The sequence below is a fragment of the Streptomyces acidiscabies genome (assembly GCF_020010905.1).
GTDB classification, from domain to species: domain Bacteria; phylum Actinomycetota; class Actinomycetes; order Streptomycetales; family Streptomycetaceae; genus Streptomyces; species Streptomyces acidiscabies.
The window spans coordinates 1,974,499-1,993,762 of sequence record NZ_JAGJBY010000001.1; the positions used below are offsets into that span (position 1 = coordinate 1,974,499).

The window sequence follows — 19,264 nt, forward strand, 5'->3', positions numbered from 1 at the left end:
GAAACCGTACAGCCCTCGCTCGTCCGCGACGCGGGCCTGACCGTGACCACCCTCTGCCGGGGCGGCTTCTTCACGGCGATCGACGCGGCCGAGCGGGCGGCGGCCCTGGCCGACAACCGCCGTGCGATCGAGGAGGCGGCAACTCTCGGCACCGACACGCTGGTTCTGGTCTCCGGCGGGTTCCAAGGACCTGCGCGGTGCCCGTGAGCGGATCGCGGACGCGCTGGGGGAGTTGGGCCCGTACGCGGAGCAGCACGGCGTACGTCTCGCCATCGAGCCACTCCACCCGATGTACGGCTCGGACCGCTGCGTCGTCTCGACGCTGGCCACGTACCACATCTGGTGGGACGACGACGCGCCCGCGTAGATCGCTCGCGCGAGTGCCGGGGCCGGATCCACACCCTCCAACTCACCGACTGGACAACGCCGTTGCCTGAGGGCGTGCTCAACGGGCGCGCGACGGCCGTGAACTCCTCGCGGAGACGGCGGCGCGGTTCGTGGAACACGCGGCTGGCTGAGCGCGAGGGAGACGCAACGGGCCCCGCCCGGGAACGTTTCCTGGGCGGGGCCTCGGCGTGAGGTCAGCGCGTGGATTCCTTGACGGAGTCGACGAAGGTGTTCCAGGAGGCGGGGGTGAAGAGGAGGGCGCCGAGGGTGGGGGCTTTGCTGTCGCGGACGGGGACGAGGGAGGGGAGGTTGGAGGCGAATTCGAGGCAGGCCCCGCCGGACTGGTTGCTGTAGCTGCTCTTGCGCCACGAGACGTTTCTCAGGTCGATGTCGCGCACCGTGCTTCCTCCAACAGCCGCCGGATGAACTCGCGCGATTCGTCCGGGGATAGGGCCAAATCGCGAACCCGATCGTATCTGAGCTGAAGCCGTCGGATGTCATCAGTTTCTTCGAACAACTCGCCGTCGTAACCGGTCTCTACCCAGGCGACGGTCTGACCGGAGGCGTCCTGGAGGAACATGGTGTCCGTGTTCGTCAGGGCGTGAAGCCCGACGGACGCCGGGAGCACCTGGATGGTGACGTTGCTGAGCTCCGACAGGTCCAGCAGTTGCTGGAGTTGGATGCACCATTCGTCGAGGTCGGCCAGCGGGGTCCGCAGCGAGACCTCCGAGAGGATCGAGCGGAAGGTCGGTGCGTCCTCCCCGACCAGGAGGTCACGTCGGCTAATACGCGCATCGACCTGAGAGGCAAGTTCGTCACCCGTCATGCCGCCTGCCGCCAGGAACTCCTGGGCATACGCGGGAGTTTGAAGCAGACCGTGAAGGTTTTCGGCGCCGTAGTGCCACATGCTGACCGCCTTGGCCTCCCACACCATGTACGGCCGAAACTCCGCCTTGAACTGCTTCATGTCCAAGATCGCCAACTCCCACAACGCCATCAGCAACGGCGTCGTCCCGTAGTGCTGGTCCAGCGCCTCCACGATCTCGGGACTCCCCAGGTTCCGCCCGCTCTCCAGCTTCCCGAACGTCGAAGCGTCCCACCCGAGTTGGTCCGCGAGTTGCTGAAGTGTCTCCCCCTTCTCCTCCCGCAGCCGCCTCAGCTCCTGCGCGAACCTCTTCCTCGGCTCCTGGCTGCGTCCTGTGACCGGGTTCCGCTGTGGCACCTCGTCCCCTCCCGGAATTTATGGAATTTGGCCGCCCCACCCGGAACCAACGCCCATTCCGGCTGCACCGACACCCGAGCCTGGGCCATCCTCTTCTTACCCAGGAATACGCAGAGTAGTGCAACTGCCGCATTCCGTACAGATGTTGGGCGAAAGGACCGATACCCGATGGAACCGGGAACCCTCTACTACGACCCCGCCACCGACAAGGTCGGCGAATACCAGGACCACCTCGGCAAGTACGCCATGCTCCGCCCCGTCGGCGGCGGCACCGAATGGTCCGCCGACCCCAAGACCCTCCGCCCCCCGACGGACACCGAACGCCTCCGCGCCGGCGTGAAGGCCGCGAACCGCCAGAGCCTCAACACCCCGCCGAAGAACCCCCCGTTGGAACCGGCGATCGACCTGAACGTCCCCCCGCGCCCCTACCCCAACTGCGCCACCTGCGACGAACTCGCCACCCTCCGCCGAGCCGCCGCCAAGGAACTGGACTACAGCGCAGCCGCCGACGCGAACGTCCTCCTCCGCCGCCACCACGCCGAGGCCCACCCCCAGCTCCAGGGCACCACGGAGTGACCCGCCTCCACCCCCACCAGATCACCGAAGTCCCCCCGACCTACGCGACACCCCCACCCCGCATCCCCCCACCGCCGCTGCAACCCCCGCCGCCCCCCACCCCCCGCCTCCTCGACACCCTCCTCACAGCCCTGAGCCTCGCCAGCCTCTTCGCGATGTCCGCAGCGACCCTGACGAGGCTCCTCCACACCTGATCCGCCCCCAACACCCCTGAACGTCCCGCCCGTTCACTGTCCCCCGCAGCGGACGGACGGGACTCCACCGCCCCCCGCCCCCAAGCTAGCGTCACCCCATGACCCGTCTGGAGCGCCTCAGAGCCGACCACGCCCCCGCCCTGCTCGCCTTCGAGCTGGAGAACCGCGCCTACTTCGCCCGCACCATCCCCGACCGTGGCGACGACTACTTCCGGGAGTTCGACGACCGACTCGCCGGCCTCCTCGCCGAGCAGGAAGAGGGCGTATGCCACTTCCACGTCCTGCTGAGCGGCGAGGAAGTGGCGGCCCGGATCAACCTCGTGGACGTAGAGGACGACCTCGCCGAGCTGGGCTACCGAGTGGGCGAGCGCTGGACCGGGCGAGGAGTCGCGACACGCGCCGTCGGCGAGGTGTGCCGGCTGGCGCGAGACACGTACGGCCTCCGAGGACTCTTCGCGGGGACCGACACCGGAAACCGCGCCTCGCAGACCGTCCTGGAGCGGAACGGGTTCGTGACCACCGGCGCCACTGAGCGCGGCGGAGTCCGGTACGAGCTCGCGCTCATCTGAGCGGGGGTTCATCACGATCGGGTTTCAGCCAGTGGCGTAACCCTTGCATCTCGGGCATGTAATCGATTCCAATCGAGTTAACACGTCGATGTAATCGATTCCACGAGGAGGTGGGGCGGTCATGGCGAGCATCAAGGATGTTGCCGCCGAGGCGGGCGTGTCCGTGGCGACCGTGTCGCGTGTCCTGAATCGGCACCCCTCGGTCAGTGCGGACGCACGGACCCGTGTCGAGGCCGCCGTCGAGGCGCTGGGGTACCGCCCCAACGCCGTCGCGCGCTCCCTGCGTACCGATCAGACCCGCACCCTCGGGCTCGTGATCAGCGACGTGCTGAACCCGTACTTCACCGAGCTGGCGAGGTCCGTCGAGGAAGAGGCGCGGGCGCTCGGATACAGCGTGATCATCGGGAACGCGGACGAGCGGCCGGACCTCCAGGACCACCACGTACGGACGCTGCTGGACCGCCGTATCGACGGCCTGCTCGTCTCGCCCACCGACGGCGGATCGCCGCTGATGCTGGAGGCCGCCCGGAGCGGGACGCCGATGGTGTTCGTGGACCGCTGGATCCCCGGCGTCGACGTACCCGTGGTGCGGTCGGACGGCCGCGCGGCTGTCCGGGATCTCGTCGCGCACCTGCACCGGCTGGGCCACCGGCGGCTCGCGATCATCGCGGGGCCCGCGGCGACCACGACCGGCCAGGAGCGCGTCGAGGCGTTCCGGGAGGCGCTCGCGCAGTGCGGGCTCGACCTGCCGGCCCAGTACATCGGCCAGGGCGACTTCCAGGCCGAGAGCGGACGCCGGGTCACCGAGGGGTTCCTCGACCTCGCCGAACCCCCGCAGGTCGTGTTCGCGGCGGACAACCTGATGGCGCTGGGCGCCCTGGACGCCGTACGCGCGCGCGGGCTGCGCGTGCCGGACGACATCGCGCTCGCCGCGTTCGACGACATCCGCTGGTTCGTGCACACGGACCCGCCGATCACCGCGATCGCCCAGCCCACGGGCGAGTTGGGCCGCGCGGCCGTACGCGCGCTCGTGGACCGCATCGAGGGGCGGGCGCCGCAGTCGGTGACACTCCCCGCCCGTCTCGTCGTTCGCCGCTCCTGCGGCGAGAACCCCGTAACGAACAGGAGCCAGTCGTGAGCAACGCGGACGAGTTGCTGCGCATCGAGGGCATCAGGAAGACCTTCCCCGGGGTGGTCGCGCTGGACCGCGTCGACTTCGACCTGAGGCGGGGCGAGGTCCATGTCCTGCTGGGTGAGAACGGCGCGGGAAAGAGCACGCTGATCAAGATGCTCTCCGGTGCGTACACCCCCGACGAGGGACGGATTCTGGCCGGCGGCGAGGAGGTGCGCATCCATGGTGCGCAGGACTCCGAGCGGCTCGGGATCGCCACGATCTACCAGGAGTTCAACCTCGTCCCCGACCTGACGGTCGCCGAGAACATCTTCCTGGGCCGCCAGCCGCGCAAGTACGGGATGATCGACCGGAAGCGGATGGAGGCGGACGCCGAGGTGCTGCTCGCACGCGTCGGCGTCAACGTCTCCCCCCGCGCGCGGGTGCGTGAACTGGGCATCGCGCGGCTCCAGATGGTCGAGATCGCGAAGGCGCTGAGCCTGAACGCGCGCGTACTGATCATGGACGAGCCGACGGCCGTGCTGACCTCCGAGGAGGTCGAGAAGCTGTTCGTCATCGTGCGGAAGCTGCGCGAGGACGGCGTGGGGATCGTCTTCATCACGCACCACCTGGAGGAGATCGCCGCGCTCGGGGACCGGGTGACGGTCATCCGGGACGGCAAGTCGGTCGGCCAGGTGCCCGCCTCCACGCCGGAGGAGGAACTCGTACGGCTGATGGTGGGCCGGTCCATCGAGCAGCAGTACCCGCGCGAGCGGGCCGACACGGGCGCGGCGCTGCTGTCCGTGGAGGGGCTGACCCGGGACGGCGTCTTCCACGACGTCAGCTTCGAGGTGCGCGCGGGTGAGGTCGTCGGGATCGCCGGTCTCGTGGGCGCGGGTCGTACTGAAGTAGTACGCGCCGTGTTCGGGGCGGACCCGTACGACCACGGTACGGTCCGGGTTTCCGGGGACTCTTTGAAGAAGCACGACGTCGTCGCGGCGATGGCCGCCGGGATCGGTCTAGTACCTGAGGACCGCAAGGGTCAGGGTCTCGTCCTCGATCAGTCGGTCGAGGAGAACCTGGGACTGGTCACTCTCAGGTCTGCCACCAGAAGTGGCATCGTCGACCTCAAGAGCCAGCACGACGACGCCGCGCGGATCGCCGAGCAGCTCGGCGTACGGATGGCCGGGCTCGGCCAGCAGGTGCGCACGCTGTCCGGCGGGAACCAGCAGAAGGTCGTCATCGGCAAGTGGCTGCTGGCCGACACGAAGGTGCTGATCCTCGACGAGCCGACGCGCGGGATCGACGTCGGCGCCAAGGTCGAGATCTACCAGCTGATCAACGAACTGACGGCCGCCGGGGCGGCCGTACTCATGATCTCCAGCGATCTGCCCGAGGTGCTCGGTATGAGCGACCGGGTGCTGGTGATGGCGCAGGGCCGCATCGCGGGCGAGCTGTCCGCCGCCGACGCCACGCAGGACGCGGTCATGTCGCTGGCCGTGAGCAACCCCACTACCGAACTGGAGGCCCCCCGTGGCCGCTGAAACGCTCAAGAGCGGTACGGGCGCCGGTGGCGCCGCGGCGGTGCGCCGCCTGCTGCTCGACAACGGCGCGCTGACCGCGCTGATCGTCCTCGTCATCGCCATGTCGGCGCTGTCGGGCGACTTCCTGACGACCGACAACCTGCTCAACGTCGGTGTCCAGGCGGCCGTGACCGCCATCCTCGCCTTCGGTGTCACCTTCGTGATCGTCTCGGCGGGCATCGACCTGTCGGTGGGTTCGGTGGCGGCGCTGTCGGCGACCGTGCTGGCGTGGAGCGCCACGTCGCACGGGGTGCCGGTGGTGCTGGCCGTGCTGCTGGCGCTGGCTACGGGTGTCGCTGCCGGTCTGATCAACGGCTTCCTGATCTCGTACGGCAAGCTGCCGCCGTTCATCGCGACGCTCGCGATGCTGTCGGTGGGGCGCGGGCTCGCGCTGGTGATCTCGGACGGGTCGCCGACCGCGTTCCCGGACTCGATCTCCCACCTCGGTGACACGCTCGGCGGGTGGCTGCCGGTGCCGGTGCTCGTGATGGTGGCCATGGGGCTCATCGCGGCGTTCGTCCTCAGCCGTACGTACATCGGTCGTTCGATGTACGCCATCGGTGGTAACGAGGAAGCGGCACGCCTGTCGGGTCTTCGGGTGAACCGGCAGAAGCTCGCGATCTACGCGATGTCCGGTGTCTTCGCCGCCATCGCCGGTGTCGTGCTGGCCTCCCGGCTCTCCTCCGCGCAGCCGCAGGCCGCCAGCGGGTACGAGCTGGACGCCATCGCGGCCGTCGTCATCGGGGGCGCGTCCCTCGCCGGGGGTACGGGTAAGGCCTCGGGGACGCTGATCGGTGCGCTGATCCTCGCGGTGCTGCGCAACGGGCTGAACCTGCTGAACGTCTCCGCGTTCTGGCAGCAGGTCGTGATCGGCGTGGTCATCGCGCTGGCGGTGCTGCTGGACACGGTGCGGCGCAAGGCCGGGGCGGCTCCTACGGCGATCGGGGCGCCCGGTGGGGGCAAGAGCAAGCAGGTCGCGACGTACGGCATCGCGGCTGTGGTGACCGTGGCGATCGTGGGGGCGACCTCGTTCCTGCACAACGACTCGACGTCCGGCAACCAGAAGATCGGGCTTTCGCTCTCCACCCTCAACAACCCGTTCTTCGTGCAGATCCGGTCCGGGGCGCAGGCCGAGGCGAAGAAGCTCGGTGTCGACCTGACCGTCACCGACGCGCAGAACGACGCCTCGCAGCAGGCCAACCAGCTCCAGAACTTCACCAGTTCGGGCCTCAAGGCGATCATCGTCAACCCGGTGGACTCGGACGCTGCGAGCAACTCCGTGAAGGCCGCGGACAAGGCGAAGATCCCGGTCATCGCCGTCGACCGTGGCGTGAACAAGGCCGATGTGGACGCGCTGGTCGCCTCCGACAACGTCGCCGGTGGTGAGCAGGCGGCGAAGACCATCGCCGAGAAGCTCGGCGGCAACGGGAAGATCGTCATCCTTCAGGGGCAGGCGGGTACGTCCGCCGCGCGCGAGCGGGCCGAGGGCTTCGCCAAGGGGCTCAAGGCGTACCCGGGGATCCAGGTCGTCGCACAGCAGCCGGCGGACTTCGACCGGACCAAGGGGCTCGACGTGATGTCGAACCTGCTCCAGGCACACCCCGATGTGCAGGGTGTCATCGCCGCGAACGACGAGATGGCGCTGGGCGCGGCCAAGGCGCTCGGGTCGAAGGCCGGGAAGTCCGTGCAGGTCGTCGGGTTCGACGGAACTCCCGATGGGCTCAAGGCGGTTGAGCAGGGGACGCTGTACGCGTCCGTGGCTCAGCAGCCGTCGCAGCTCGGGAAGATCGCGGTGGACAACGCGCTGAAGGCGATCAAGGGGGAGAAGGTCGAGGAGACGATCAAGGTGCCGGTGAAGGTGGTCACGAAGGAGAACGTGGCCGGGTTCAGCGGCTGAGACAGCTCAGGGGTGGGTGGCGGGGTGAACTCCCGTCACCCGCACCGCCGTTCACAGGGATGACTGGGAGTCAATTCATGTACGACTACGACCTGCTGGTCGTCGGTTCGGCCAACGCCGATCTCGTGATCGGTGTCGAGCGCAGGCCCGGCGCCGGGGAGACGGTGCTCGGGTCGGACCTCGCCGTCCATCCCGGCGGCAAGGGGGCCAACCAGGCGGTCGCCGCCGCGCGGCTCGGTGCGCGTACGGCGCTGCTCGCGCGGGTCGGGGACGACGCGAACGGGCGGCTGCTGCTGGAGTCGCAGCGCGGCGCCGGGGTCGACACGGTCGGCGTGCTGGTGGGCGGGGCGCCGACCGGCGTCGCGCTGATCACCGTCGACCCGTCGGGGGACAACAGCATCGTGGTGTCGCCCGGTGCGAACGGGCGGCTGACGCCTGAGGACATCCGGTCCGCCGGGTCCCTGTTCCACGCCTCGCGGGTAGTCTCGGCGCAGTTGGAGATCCCGCTGGAGTCGGTCGTGGAGGTCGTGCGGCAACTGCCGTCCGGTACGCGGTTCGTGCTGAACCCCTCTCCCCCGCAGGCGCTGCCCGCCGAGGTGTTGGCCGCGTGCGATCCGCTGATCGTCAACGAGCACGAGGCCCGGGTGATCCTGGGTGGTGGCTCGATCGGGGACGATCCTGCCGAGTGGGCGCGGGAGTTGCTCGCGAGTGGGCCCAAGTCGGTGGTGGTGACGCTGGGTTCGGAGGGAGCGTTGGTCGCGTCTTCGGATGAGGGGGTCGCGCGAGTCGCGTCCGTGAAGGTCGACGCCGTCGACACGACCGGCGCCGGGGACTCCTTCACGGCCGCGCTGGCCTGGAAGTTGGGGGCGGGTGCGTCTCTCGCGGAGGCCGCTGCTTACGCGGCTCGCGTCGGTGCGGTCGCGGTGACGCGGCGGGGTGCGCAGGAGTCGTTCCCCACGGCCGAGGAGGTCGAAGCTCTGTGAAGAAGGGTGGGATTCTGAATCGCCATCTCGCGGGGGCCATCGCCGAGTTGGGGCACGGGGACGGGGTGCTCGTCTGCGACGCGGGGATGCCGATCCCGGACGGGCCCCGGGTGGTCGACCTCGCGTTCCGGGCGGGGGTGCCGTCGTTCGAGGACGTACTCGCCGGGCTGCTCGACGAGTTGGTGGTCGAGGGGGCGGTCGCGGCGGCGGAGGTGCGGGAGGCGAACCCTGCTGCGGACGCGTTGTTGGCCGGGTCGTTCGCGGAGCTGGCGTACGTGTCGCACGAGAAGCTGAAGGAACTGAGCGCGGGGGCACGGTTGGTGGTGCGGACGGGGGAGGCCCGGCCGTACGCGAACGTGCTGTTGCGGTGCGGGGTGTTCTTCTAGCTCCCGGTGCCGGAAATGCTTCGAGGGGCCCCGTCCGTCGACCGGGCCCCTCGGCGTTTCCCCCTCCGTGTCGGAACCCTCGTGATCCCCCCAGATCCCCCTCCAGGGTTCCGACGCACAGTACGACCGGGCTGGGTGGCAAAGGGTTGTACGGCTTCTGCAAGATTTTTCCGGGCGCCGGCATCAGCGGCGGCGTCGCACGCGGATCACCCATAAAGGCAGAAGTCACCGGTCCCGCCCTACTCGGGAGTTGGGGTCATTTGCCTCTATCACCTCATGGTTACCCACGGAAATCTTGATCAGGAACACAGCCACCGAAACGAGAGGAGCCACTGTGCTCACGTCGAGTCGTCCGAACGGGCGTCGTCTCCTGAACAAGTCCCTGGGCCTGCTGGCCGTGGCCGGAATGGGCCTCGGCGCGGTCGCCATGACGGGCGGCACCGCCTATGCCGCACTGTCCAACAGGGGCGGAGGCAATGTCCCGCTCTCCATCCAGGGCGGACGGGTCAGCCTTCCCGACAGCGCCAACAGCGTCCTGGTGACCATCCCCGGCACGGGCGCGTTCTGCACCGGCCGTCCGGGCGACCGCAGCGCCAATATCAGCACCGGGCTCCAGGTGGGCGAGGGCACCTCGTTCTCGATCGACGCGTTCAGCGACGGCTCCTGCCGGGGGAACAAGGTCTCCCCGGGCATCGGCTACACGGCCTCGTACAACGGTCCCAGCCCGAAGAACGGGACGTTCACGCTCGTACAGGTCCGCATCACGAATCCCGCCATGTTCGTCTGCACCGACGGCGGCTGGACCGACGGCCTCGGCGCCGGGTGCCGGCAGGCCTGACCGACTCGCCGCCGAGCGGCGTGAACGTCAACTGACGTACGGGACAGCAGGGGTGGGCCCAGTAGCGGGCCCACCCCTGCCCGCGCGCCGCGACACGATGTGCCGTGACGACGTCACCTCTGACACGTGGTCCGTACCCCGTCCGTCCGGCTTCCGCGTCTCGCCGCACGTCGTGCCGCCCAGATGCCCGAGCCAGCGGAGGATGGCCTCGGACCGTCCCCGCACTTCGAGCTTCGCGTAGATGCGGCTCAGATAGTTCCGCACCGTCTTCTCGGTCAGGAACATGCCCCGGGCGATGTCGCGGACACCCTGTCCGGCGGCGAGCAGTTCCATGACCTGCCGCTCCCGCTCGGACAGCGTGCGAAACCCGTGCTCCTGAGCACCCACCCGGCCGACGACCTTGCCCGGTTCGGCGGCGATCACCGGATCGAGGCAGCTTCCTCCGCGCGCCGTCCACAGCAGCATCCACGGGAGCCACCGCGACACGTGAACGGTCTCCAGCAGGTAGCTGCCGGCGCCGTGGTCCAGGGCCTGCCGTACGTCCTGCCAGTCGAGCCAGTACGCCAGCACCGCGACGGGCGGCAGACCGCCCTCCGCCGAGAACCGCTCCAGTTCCCGCGCCGGGCCGGGGCCGTAGAACAGGACGACGTCGTCGCTCGCGCGAATCTCGTGCGGCTCTTCTACGAGCCGGCTCTCGACGTTCGCCATGGCGGGCGGCCGGCTGCCGTGACGGCTCACCAGAGCCACGGTCAGCGACTCGGTGCGCAACGGCTGTGGGGGGAAGGCGAGGTCGTGCGGCACTGCGTCTCCATGCGGGGTGCGCGGTGAGGGGGGTGGGGGACCGCACCGGGTTTCGGGTGACCTGGTGTGCTTGAACTTTCTAGCACAAGTCGTACTTGTAGTGAATTTACGGATCGTCACACAGGTGGCCGCACGGCGGAGAGAACCCCCCACATAGGCAAAGGGCCCTCCCGCCACCAGGCGAAAGGACCCCGAACCCACAACTCACCCGAAGGCTAACGCTCCTCGACCGGGACGAAGTCCCGCTCCACAACACCCGTGTAGATCTGCCGCGGACGCCCGATACGCGACCCCGGCTCCTTGATCATCTCGTGCCACTGAGCGATCCACCCCGGCAGACGCCCCAGCGCGAACAGCACCGTGAACATCTCCGTCGGGAAGCCCATCGCCCGGTAGATGAGCCCGGTGTAGAAGTCGACGTTGGGATACAGGCTCCGCGACACGAAGTAGTCGTCGGAGAGCGCGTGCTCCTCAAGCTTCAGCGCGATGTCGAGCAGCTCGTCGGACTTACCGAGCGCGGACAGCACATCGTGCGCAGCAGCCTTGATGATCTTCGCGCGGGGGTCGAAGTTCTTGTAGACCCGGTGCCCGAAGCCCATGAGCCGAACGCCGTCCTCCTTGTTCTTCACCTTGCGGATGAAGGAGTCGACGTCACCCCCGCTCGCCTGAATCCCTTCGAGCATCTCCAGGACGGACTGGTTGGCGCCACCGTGGAGGGGCCCCCACAGCGCGTTGATGCCCGCGGAGATGGAAGCGAACATGTTGGCCTGCGACGACCCGACAAGGCGGACGGTCGAGGTCGAACAGTTCTGCTCGTGGTCGGCGTGCAGAATCAGCAGCTTGTCGAGCGCGGCGACGACGACGGGATCGAGGTCGTAGTCCTGCGCCGGCACGGAGAACGTCATCCGCAGGAAGTTCTCGACGTACCCGAGATCGTTGCGCGGGTAGACGAACGGATGCCCGACGGACTTCTTGTACGCGTACGCGGCGATGGTCGGAAGCTTCGCGAGCAACCGGATCGTCGAGAGATTGCGCTGCTTCTCGTCGAACGGATTGTGGCTGTCCTGGTAGAACGTCGACAGCGCGGAGACGACGGACGACAGCATCGCCATCGGGTGCGCGTCGCGCGGGAACCCCCGGTAGAAGTTCTTGACGTCCTCGTGGAGCAGCGTGTGCTGCGTGATGTCGCTCTTGAACACGGAGAGCTCGTCGACGGTCGGCAGCTCGCCGTTGATCAGCAGGTAGGCGACCTCCAGGAACGTGGAGCGCTCGGCCAGCTGCTCGATCGGGTAACCCCGGTAGCGCAGGATGCCCGCCTCGCCGTCGAGGTAGGTGATCGCGGATTTGTACGCGGCGGTGTTGCCGTAGCCGCTGTCGAGTGTCACGAGACCGGTCTGGGCGCGGAGCTTCCCGATGTCGAAGCCCTTGTCACCGACGGTGCTGTCGATCACCGGGTAGGTGTACTCGCCGTCGCCGTACCGCAGTACTACAGAGTTGTCGCTCACGTCTTCCCTCACCGACGTTGTGCCTCATCTTCGAGGTTGCCCTGACTGTCTCTACCATCCCCCATTTGGCGCAGGAGAGTGCACTCGGGGTCGGCCATCGGGCGTGTCGGCGGCACTCAGTGCCGCCAACTTGCTCATCCTGCCGCCTTTGTTCCGCTTCCGGAAGTGCTCTGTGACCTTCGTGACTCATTTGATCGATCATTTTTTCCCGCGACTTCACAGGGTAGGCGCGCGAGGGGGCATGCCCTCCGGTGCGCCCGCTCACCCGTTCGCCAGTCTGAAGTCCAGCGCCGTGCACCGCCTCCCCGCGGAGACCGTCCGGACGGCCTGCCCGATCGCCTTGCGCGACCCGACGAGCACGACCAGCCGTTTCGCGCGTGTGACGGCCGTGTAGAGCAGGTTCCGCTGGAGCATCATCCATGCGCCCGTCGTGACGGGAATCACAACGGCGGGATACTCGCTGCCCTGCGACCGGTGGATGGTGACGGCGTACGCGTGCGCCAGTTCGTCCAGCTCGTCGAAGTCGTACGGCACCTCCTCGTCCTCGTCCGTCAGCACGGTGAGGTTCTGTTCCACCGGGTCGAGTGAGGTGATGACGCCGACGGTCCCGTTGAAGACCCCGTTGGCCCCCTTGTCGTAGTTGTTGCGCACCTGCGTGACCTTGTCCCCGACCCGGAACACCCGCCCCCCGAACCGCCGTTCGGGTACGTCGGGCCGGCCGGGCGTGATGACCTGCTGGAGCAGCCCGTTGAGGTTCCCGGCGCCCGCGGGCCCCCGGTGCATCGGCGCCAGGACCTGTACGTCGCGCCGCGGATCGAGCCCGAACTTGGCCGGGATGCGCCGCGCGGCCACGTCCACCGCGAGCTTCCCCGCCTCCTCCGTGTCGTCCTCGACGAACAGGAAGAAGTCCGCCATCCCGTCGGTCACCGGATGCTGCCCGGCGTTGATCCGGTGCGCGTTGGTCACCACCCCCGACTGCTGCGCCTGCCGGAACACGCGCGTCAGCCGCACCGCCGGCACCGGCCCGCCCTCGGCGAGCAGATCCCGCAGCACCTCACCCGCGCCCACGCTGGGCAACTGGTCGACGTCCCCCACGAACAGCAGGTGCGCGCCCGGGGGGACGGCCTTCACCAGCTTGTTGGCGAGCAGCAGGTCCAGCATCGACGCCTCGTCGACGACGACCAGGTCCGCGTCCAGCGGCCGGTCCCGGTCGTACGCCGCGTCCCCGCCAGGCTTCAGCTCCAGCAGCCGGTGCACGGTCGACGCCTCCGCGCCGGTCAGCTCCGCGAGCCGCTTCGCCGCGCGCCCGGTCGGCGCGGCCAGCAGCACCTTCGCCCGCTTCGCGCGCGCCAGCTCCACGATCGACCGCACGGTGAACGACTTCCCGCACCCCGGCCCGCCCGTCAGCACCGCGACCTTCTCGCTCAGCGCGAGCCGTACGGCCGCCTCCTGCTCGGGCGCCAGCTCCGCCCCCGTACGCCGCTTCAGCCACTCCAGCGCCTTGTCCCAGACGATGTCCCGGAACCCCGGCATCCGGTCCTCGCCGGTGCGCAGCAGCCGCAGCAGCTGGCCGGAGAGCGACAGCTCCGCGCGGTGGAACGGCACCAGGTACACGGCCGTCACCGGCTCCCCGTCCGGACCGGGCACCTTCTCCCGTACGACACCGGGCTCCCCGTCCTCCTCGGCCGGCGGCCCGGCGAGCTCCGCCAGGCACTCGATGACCAGCCCGGTGTCGACCTGGAGGAGCTTCACCGCGTCCGCGATGAGGCGCTCCTCGGGGAGGTAGCAGTTGCCCTGGTCGGCGGATTGCGAGAGCGCGTACTGGAGGCCCGCCTTCACGCGCTCGGGGCTGTCGTGCGGGATGCCCACGGACTGGGCGATCTTGTCGGCGGTGAGGAACCCGATGCCCCACACGTCGGCCGCGAGGCGGTACGGCTGGTTCTTGACGACGGAGATCGAGGCGTCGCCGTACTTCTTGTAGATGCGCACCGCGATGGACGTCGACACCTCGACGGTCTGGAGGAAGAGCATGACCTCCTTGATCGCCTTCTGCTCCTCCCAGGCGTCGGCGATCTTGCGCGTGCGCTTGGGGCCGAGGCCGGGGACCTCGATCAGCCGCTTCGGCTCCTCCTCGATGATCCTGAGGGTGTCCACGCCGAAGTGCTGCGTGATGCGGTCGGCGAAGACCGGGCCGATCCCTTTGACCAGACCGGAGCCCAGGTAGCGCCGGATGCCCTGGACGGTCGCGGGCAGGACGGTCGTGTAGTTCTCCACGGTGAACTGCTTGCCGTACTGCGGGTGCGAGCCCCAGCGGCCCTCCATCCGCAGCGACTCCCCGACCTGCGCGCCGAGGAGCGCGCCGACGACCGTGAGAAGATCACCGGCGCCTCTGCCGGTGTCTACGCGGGCGATCGTGTAGCCGTTCTCCTCGTTCGCGTACGTGATGCGCTCCAGTACGCCTTCGAGGGTCGTCGACCGCCGTTCGCCCGATGGGTTCCCCGCCTGACTGGACATGATCCGAAGGTACCGCCCGGGTCTGACAACGGGGTGTGCACGGCCGATTCCGGGCCGTTTGGAAAAGCGACCGGTCAGTATCCGACCGGCGCTCACTTTTCACCATCGATTCACAACCGAGATCGAAGCTTTACACTTCAAGTAAGCTGACGGTCTATTTCCTCGATCATGTGCGTGAGAGGATCGAACATCTCATCGCGAGGACGCGAAGAAATATCGTGCCGCCCGCGATATCCGGCTCCTGGAGACCCCCCACCGTTCCGCGCCCGGAGATGCCGTCATGCCGTCGCACCCGTACAGAGCCCTGGTCCTGGGCTCGTGCGCCGCCGCCTCGCTGTTACTCCTCGCGGTCGCGCTGGTCTTTTCGGTGAGTCACCCGACCGTGACCCGCCGCTATTCCCCACCGAATGCGAGCCCGCTCGGACTTCCCCCCGAACACCGCCTGCCGCCGCTGGATTCCCGCCCTTATCCGAGCCCGGGCCCTGGCTGACCCTCCCTCAATTCCCGCCAGGCGTATTACCGAAGAAAGAATGGCGAACGCCTCCTATGCCGCCCACCCCTCTCCCGCTGCCGGCCCGCGGCCCCCTCCCGCCCGAGGTGCGCGCCCCCGCGCCGCCCCCGCACACCGACCCCTGGAACACGCGCCCCCGCCTCACCCGCCTCCACCGCGCCGCCCGCGCGGCCCGCTTCCCTCTCGCGGTGTACGGCGTCTGCCTGGTCCTCCACCTCGTCCTGCTCGCCCTCCTGAACCCGCCCGGCGACCAGAGCGTCCACGACCGGCTGACCTCCTGGGACGGCCAGTGGTTCCTCGACATAGCCCGCAACGGCTACCCCCACACCTTCGCGATCACCCCCGACGGCCTCCAGGGCGGCACCCTGGCCTTCTTCCCCGCGTACCCGCTCCTCGTCCGTACGGTCCACACGCTGACGTTCCTGGACTACGACACGGCCGGCCTCGTCGCCGCGCACCTGGCGCTCATAGCGGCCCTGCTCTGCATCCACCGCCTCCTCCTGGACCTCTACGACCGCCGCACGGCCCACATGGCGACGTTCCTCGTCGCCTGCGCCCAGCCCATGGCGCTCGTCTTCCTGATGTCCTACAGCGAGTCCCTGTTCCTGGCGTTCGCGGCAGCGGCCCTCCTGGCGCTCCACCGCAAACACTGGCTGACAGCAGGCACGCTGATCCTCCTGGCGGGCCTGACGCGCCCCGTGGCGGTGGCCCTGATGGCGGCCCTGGGCGTAGCGGCGGTCCTCCACTTCCGCCGCGAGGCCCGCGTCACCTGGCGCCCCCTGACCGCCCTCCTGCTCTCCTACTGCGGGGTCCCCGCCTACGTCCTGTGGGTGGCCCACCGCACCGGCGAACTCGACGCCTGGTTCAAGATCCAGGAGGCGGGCTGGGGCACCCGCTGGGACAACGGCGACGCGTTCTTCAGCTTCCTGGGCGACACGTTCACGAAGTCGGACGGCTGGGTCCCGATCAGCACGGCCCTACTGCTCCTGGCCCTGATAGCGGCCACGGCGGCAGCCTGGCGGGACAGGGTCTGGCCCCCACTGACGGTCTACGGCACGGTCGTCCTGGTGATCACCCTCGGCCAGAGCAACTTCTACCACTCGAAACTCCGCCTCCTGATCCCCGCCCTGATCTTCACCGTCCCGGCGGCCCGCGCCCTCGCGCGCGTACGCACGAGCACAGCGATCATCACCCTGGCCGTCGCCGCACTCTTCGGCTCCTGGTACGGCGCGTACATGCTCACGGTCTGGCACTTCGCGATCTAGCGGCCGACGCTCCCGGCGACTGGCGGTGCGAAAACGCCCCCGGACAGCAGAAGGCGCCCTGGCGCCGGTCCCCCCACGGGCCGACGTCCAGGGCGCCTTCCCATGTCCCGGTGCGGATTCCCCCCACGGGATCCGGCCGGGCGTTTCGGAGGACAGCGCCTGAATCGCTGTGCTGTGTACTGCGTATGCGGTTGTGCGTGAGCGGAACGAGCAAAAGTCGCCGCACCGCAGGGTTCTGCGATCTGCCGGGACGCGCACGCTGGGAGGGCCGCTCAAAGCTTCCCGTTGTACGTGTCCCGGCAACGCATCTCTGAGGAGGTCCCCCAAGACATCCCCAGATGCCGGTAGGCGCCCCCCAAGACGCTTCCCGACACCGTCAACTTAGACCTTCGAACCCCTTCGATGGTTACGTTCACATCACTGTGATCTGTGTCTCTCGCGCGCGTCCCGTTTGGTGCGCAAGTGACCGGATACGGCGATCGGGGCTCTCGCGTGGTGAAGATGCGCGAGCCTTGTGAAGAGCTTATGTGAGGCGCTGCCCGGACTCCAGGGGGATTGTCATATCCGGTCGTATCAAATTGAACGAACTCCCCGTAACCTCTGGTAACCCGGCCCGGAGTTCAGCGGAACGTACGCAGCCGGAGGCTGTTCGTGACCACGAACACCGAGGAGAAGGCCATCGCGGCCCCGGCGATCATCGGGTTGAGCAGCCCGGCCGCGGCGAGCGGCAGCGCGGCGAGGTTGTAGCCGAACGCCCATACGAGGTTGCCCTTGATGGTCGAGAGGGTCCTGCGGGAGAGCCGGATCGCGTCGGCGGCGACGCGCAGGTCCCCGCGCACGAGCGTGAGGTCGCCCGCCTCGATGGCCGCGTCGGTCCCGGTCCCCATCGCGAGCCCGAGATCGGCCTGCGCGAGCGCGGCGGCGTCGTTGACCCCGTCCCCGACCATCGCGACGACCCGCCCCTCGCCCTGGAGCCGCTGGACGGCGGCCACCTTGTCCTCGGGCAGCACCTCGGCGATCACCTCGTCGATCCCGACCTCGGCGGCGACGGACGCGGCGACGACCCGGTTGTCCCCGGTGAGCAGCACCGGCGTGAGCCCGAGCGAGCGCAGCGCGCGCACGGCCTCCGCGCTGGTCTCCTTCACGGCGTCGGCGACGGCGAGCACACCACGCGCTTTCCCGTCCCACCCGACGACGACGGCGGTACGACCGCCCTGCTCGGCCTCGTCCCGGACCCGCGCCAGCTCCTCGGGGACCTCCTTGAAGAGTCGCCCCACAGCCACCTCCAGCCCGTCCACGCGACCGCGTACGCCCCTCCCGGGCACGTTCTCGAACCCGGACACCTCGGGCAGCTCCCCGACCCGCTCAGCGGCCCCTGAGGCGATCGCCCGGGCGACCGGGTGCTCGGAGGCGTGCTCCAGGGCCCCCGCGAGCCGCAGCACCTGCCCCTCGTCGGTCCCCTCACCGGCGTACACCTCCTGAAGCGTCATCCGTCCCGTCGTCACGGTCCCGGTCTTGTCCAGGACGACCGTGTCGACGCGCCGGGTCGACTCCAGCACCTCGGGCCCCTTGATCAGGATCCCGAGCTGGGCCCCCCGCCCGGTCCCCACCAGCAGCGCGGTCGGCGTGGCGAGCCCCAGCGCGCACGGGCAGGCGATGATCAGGACGGCGACGGCGGCGGTGAACGCGGCCACGGTGTCGCCGGTCGCCCCCAGCCACCCCCCGAAGGTCGCGGCGGCGATCAGCAGCACGACCGGCACGAACACGGCGGAGATCCGGTCGGCCAGCCGCTGCACCTGCGCCTTCCCGTTCTGCGCGTCCTCCACGAGCCGCGCCATCCGCGCGAGCTGCGTGTCCGCGCCCACGCGCGTGGCCTCGACGACGAGCCGCCCCCCGGCGTTGACGGTCGCCCCGGTGACGGCGTCCCCGGGCCCGACGTCCACCGGCACGGACTCCCCGGTCAGCATCGACGTGTCCACGGCGGACGCCCCCTCGACGACGACCCCGTCCGTCGCGACCTTCTCGCCGGGCCGCACGACGAACCGGTCACCGGCCTTCAGGTCGCCGATCGGGACGCGTATCTCGCGCCCGTCGCGCAGGACGGCGACGTCCTTGGCGCCCAGCTCCATCAGCGCCCGCAGCGCGGCCCCGGAGCGCCTCTTCGCGCGCGCCTCCAGATACCGCCCGAGCAACAGGAACACGGTGACCCCGGCGGCGACCTCCAGATACAGCGCGGACGACGCGCCCTCGCGCGCGACGGTCAGGTCGAAGCCGTGCCGCATCCCGGGCATCCCGGCGTCCCCGAAGAACAGCGCCCACAGGGACCAGCCGAACGCGGCGGCGGTCCCGACGGACACCAGCGTGTCCATCGTCGAGGAGCCGTGCCGCAGGTTCGTCCACGCGGCCTTGTGGAACGGCCACCCGCCCCAGACGACGACCGGCGCGGAGAGCGTCAGCGACAGCCACTGCCAGTTGTCGAACTGGAGCGACGGGATCATCGACAGGAGGATCACGGGGAGCGCGAGGACGAGCGACACCAGGAGGCGGTGCCGGAGGGCGCCGAGTTCCGGATCGTCGTCCTCTTTATTGACGCCGTTGTCCGTATCGCGCTCCACGCGCGCGGGTTCCTCGGCGGTGTACCCGGTCTTGACGACGGTGTCGATCAGATCCGTCACGGCTACCCCCAGGGGGTAGCTGACCTTGGCTTTCTCGGTCGCGTAGTTGACGGTCGCCTCGACGCCGTCCATCCGGTTGAGCTTCTTCTCGATCCGGGCGGCGCAGGACGCGCAGGTCATGCCGCCGATGATCAGTTCGACCTCCGCCGTCTGCGGGGCCGCCGGTGCGTGCGTGCTCGACATCTCCGTACTCCAGGAAGCGCGACGGGCCGTACTCGACCGGTCGGTCGTACGGCCCGTCGGAAGG

16 protein-coding genes and 1 pseudogene are annotated in these 19,264 nt (G+C 69.2%); 11 read left to right on the forward strand and 6 right to left on the reverse strand.

Annotation, left to right across the window (positions count from 1 at the left end; genetic code table 11):
• Positions 1 to 18 precede the first annotated feature (18 nt).
• Positions 19 to 518, forward strand: a pseudogene (locus J8M50_RS09340) (sugar phosphate isomerase/epimerase family protein); the annotation flags it as partial.
• 63 nt (positions 519 to 581) lie between these two features.
• Here the strand turns inward: J8M50_RS09340 and J8M50_RS09345 are convergent.
• Positions 582 to 785 carry a DUF397 domain-containing protein gene (locus tag J8M50_RS09345; RefSeq protein WP_010350139.1) on the reverse strand — a complete coding sequence of 68 codons (204 nt, stop codon included), beginning with the start codon at positions 783 to 785 and terminating at the stop codon, positions 582 to 584.
• The gene (locus J8M50_RS09350) at positions 767 to 1,609 is read right to left on the reverse strand and encodes a helix-turn-helix domain-containing protein (RefSeq protein WP_010350138.1); all 843 of its coding nucleotides are present in this window, start codon (positions 1,607 to 1,609) and stop codon (positions 767 to 769) included. Before J8M50_RS09350 ends, J8M50_RS09345 begins: the two co-directional genes overlap by 19 nt.
• Positions 1,610 to 1,777: 168 nt before the next feature.
• Here J8M50_RS09350 and J8M50_RS09355 point away from each other — a divergent pair, with 168 nt between their 5' ends.
• The 9 genes from J8M50_RS09355 to J8M50_RS09395 all read left to right on the forward strand — a co-directional run bounded on the left by J8M50_RS09355 (position 1,778) and on the right by J8M50_RS09395 (position 9,746).
• Complete coding sequence (locus tag J8M50_RS09355; protein ID WP_010350137.1) at positions 1,778 to 2,185, forward strand: hypothetical protein; 408 nt, start codon at positions 1,778 to 1,780, stop codon at positions 2,183 to 2,185.
• On the forward strand, positions 2,182 to 2,379 hold the full coding sequence (locus J8M50_RS09360) for a hypothetical protein (protein ID WP_010350136.1): 198 nt from the start codon (positions 2,182 to 2,184) through the stop codon (positions 2,377 to 2,379). Before J8M50_RS09355 ends, J8M50_RS09360 begins: the two co-directional genes overlap by 4 nt.
• 98 nt (positions 2,380 to 2,477) lie before the next feature.
• Positions 2,478 to 2,948 (forward strand): GNAT family N-acetyltransferase, encoded by a 471-nt coding sequence (locus tag J8M50_RS09365; RefSeq protein ID WP_010350135.1) that lies wholly within the window; start codon positions 2,478 to 2,480, stop codon positions 2,946 to 2,948.
• A gap of 121 nt (positions 2,949 to 3,069) precedes the next feature.
• Positions 3,070 to 4,086: a LacI family DNA-binding transcriptional regulator gene (locus J8M50_RS09370; protein WP_010350134.1), complete on the forward strand. Its 1,017-nt coding sequence runs from the start codon at positions 3,070 to 3,072 to the stop codon at positions 4,084 to 4,086.
• A complete protein-coding gene (locus J8M50_RS09375; RefSeq protein ID WP_010350133.1) occupies positions 4,083 to 5,603 on the forward strand; it encodes a sugar ABC transporter ATP-binding protein in 1,521 nt (506 codons plus the stop codon). Before J8M50_RS09370 ends, J8M50_RS09375 begins: the two co-directional genes overlap by 4 nt.
• A complete protein-coding gene (locus J8M50_RS09380; protein ID WP_010350132.1) occupies positions 5,593 to 7,539 on the forward strand; it encodes an ABC transporter permease/substrate-binding protein in 1,947 nt (648 codons plus the stop codon). The genes J8M50_RS09375 and J8M50_RS09380 overlap by 11 nt, the downstream gene beginning before the upstream one ends.
• A 77-nt stretch (positions 7,540 to 7,616) precedes the next feature.
• On the forward strand, positions 7,617 to 8,522 hold the full coding sequence (locus J8M50_RS09385) for a ribokinase (RefSeq protein ID WP_010350131.1): 906 nt from the start codon (positions 7,617 to 7,619) through the stop codon (positions 8,520 to 8,522).
• Positions 8,519 to 8,908, forward strand: a complete 390-nt coding sequence (gene rbsD, locus J8M50_RS09390; protein ID WP_010350130.1) for a D-ribose pyranase — start codon at positions 8,519 to 8,521, stop codon at positions 8,906 to 8,908. The genes J8M50_RS09385 and rbsD overlap by 4 nt, the downstream gene beginning before the upstream one ends.
• A gap of 334 nt (positions 8,909 to 9,242) precedes the next feature.
• Entirely contained in the window at positions 9,243 to 9,746 is a 504-nt protein-coding gene (locus J8M50_RS09395) for a hypothetical protein (protein WP_010350129.1), read from the forward strand.
• A 27-nt stretch (positions 9,747 to 9,773) separates the two neighbouring features.
• Here J8M50_RS09395 and J8M50_RS09400 read toward each other — a convergent pair whose 3' ends face one another.
• From J8M50_RS09400 to recD2, 3 genes are all read right to left on the reverse strand, one after another.
• Positions 9,774 to 10,547 carry a helix-turn-helix transcriptional regulator gene (locus J8M50_RS09400; RefSeq protein WP_010350128.1) on the reverse strand — a complete coding sequence of 258 codons (774 nt, stop codon included), beginning with the start codon at positions 10,545 to 10,547 and terminating at the stop codon, positions 9,774 to 9,776.
• Positions 10,548 to 10,762: 215 nt separating this feature from the next.
• Positions 10,763 to 12,052, reverse strand: coding sequence for a citrate synthase (locus J8M50_RS09405; RefSeq protein ID WP_010350127.1), 1,290 nt, complete (start codon positions 12,050 to 12,052; stop codon positions 10,763 to 10,765).
• A gap of 261 nt (positions 12,053 to 12,313) precedes the next feature.
• Positions 12,314 to 14,566: an SF1B family DNA helicase RecD2 gene (recD2, locus tag J8M50_RS09410; RefSeq protein WP_010350126.1), complete on the reverse strand. Its 2,253-nt coding sequence runs from the start codon at positions 14,564 to 14,566 to the stop codon at positions 12,314 to 12,316.
• A gap of 546 nt (positions 14,567 to 15,112) precedes the next feature.
• On the opposite strand from recD2, the gene J8M50_RS09415 reads away from it, so the two are divergent.
• Entirely contained in the window at positions 15,113 to 16,342 is a 1,230-nt protein-coding gene (locus J8M50_RS09415) for a mannosyltransferase family protein (protein WP_010350125.1), read from the forward strand.
• Positions 16,343 to 16,962: 620 nt separating this feature from the next.
• On the opposite strand, the gene J8M50_RS09420 is transcribed toward J8M50_RS09415, so the two are convergent.
• A complete protein-coding gene (locus J8M50_RS09420; RefSeq protein WP_010350124.1) occupies positions 16,963 to 19,200 on the reverse strand; it encodes a heavy metal translocating P-type ATPase in 2,238 nt (745 codons plus the stop codon).
• Positions 19,201 to 19,264 lie beyond the last annotated feature (64 nt).

What these genes read in the sequence shown, in the direction of transcription:
- J8M50_RS09355 (WP_010350137.1), top strand. Translation starts at nt 1,778, where the DNA reads ATGGAACCGGGAACCCTCTACTACGACCCCGCCACCGACAAGGTCGGC.
- J8M50_RS09365 (WP_010350135.1), top strand. Translation starts at nt 2,478, where the DNA reads ATGACCCGTCTGGAGCGCCTCAGAGCCGACCACGCCCCCGCCCTGCTC.
- J8M50_RS09370 (WP_010350134.1), top strand. Translation starts at nt 3,070, where the DNA reads ATGGCGAGCATCAAGGATGTTGCCGCCGAGGCGGGCGTGTCCGTGGCG.
- J8M50_RS09385 (WP_010350131.1), top strand. Translation starts at nt 7,617, where the DNA reads ATGTACGACTACGACCTGCTGGTCGTCGGTTCGGCCAACGCCGATCTC.
- recD2 (WP_010350126.1), bottom strand. Translation starts at nt 14,566, where the DNA reads ATGTCCAGTCAGGCGGGGAACCCATCGGGCGAACGGCGGTCGACGACC.
- J8M50_RS09415 (WP_010350125.1), top strand. Translation starts at nt 15,113, where the DNA reads ATGCCGCCCACCCCTCTCCCGCTGCCGGCCCGCGGCCCCCTCCCGCCC.
- J8M50_RS09420 (WP_010350124.1), bottom strand. Translation starts at nt 19,200, where the DNA reads ATGTCGAGCACGCACGCACCGGCGGCCCCGCAGACGGCGGAGGTCGAA.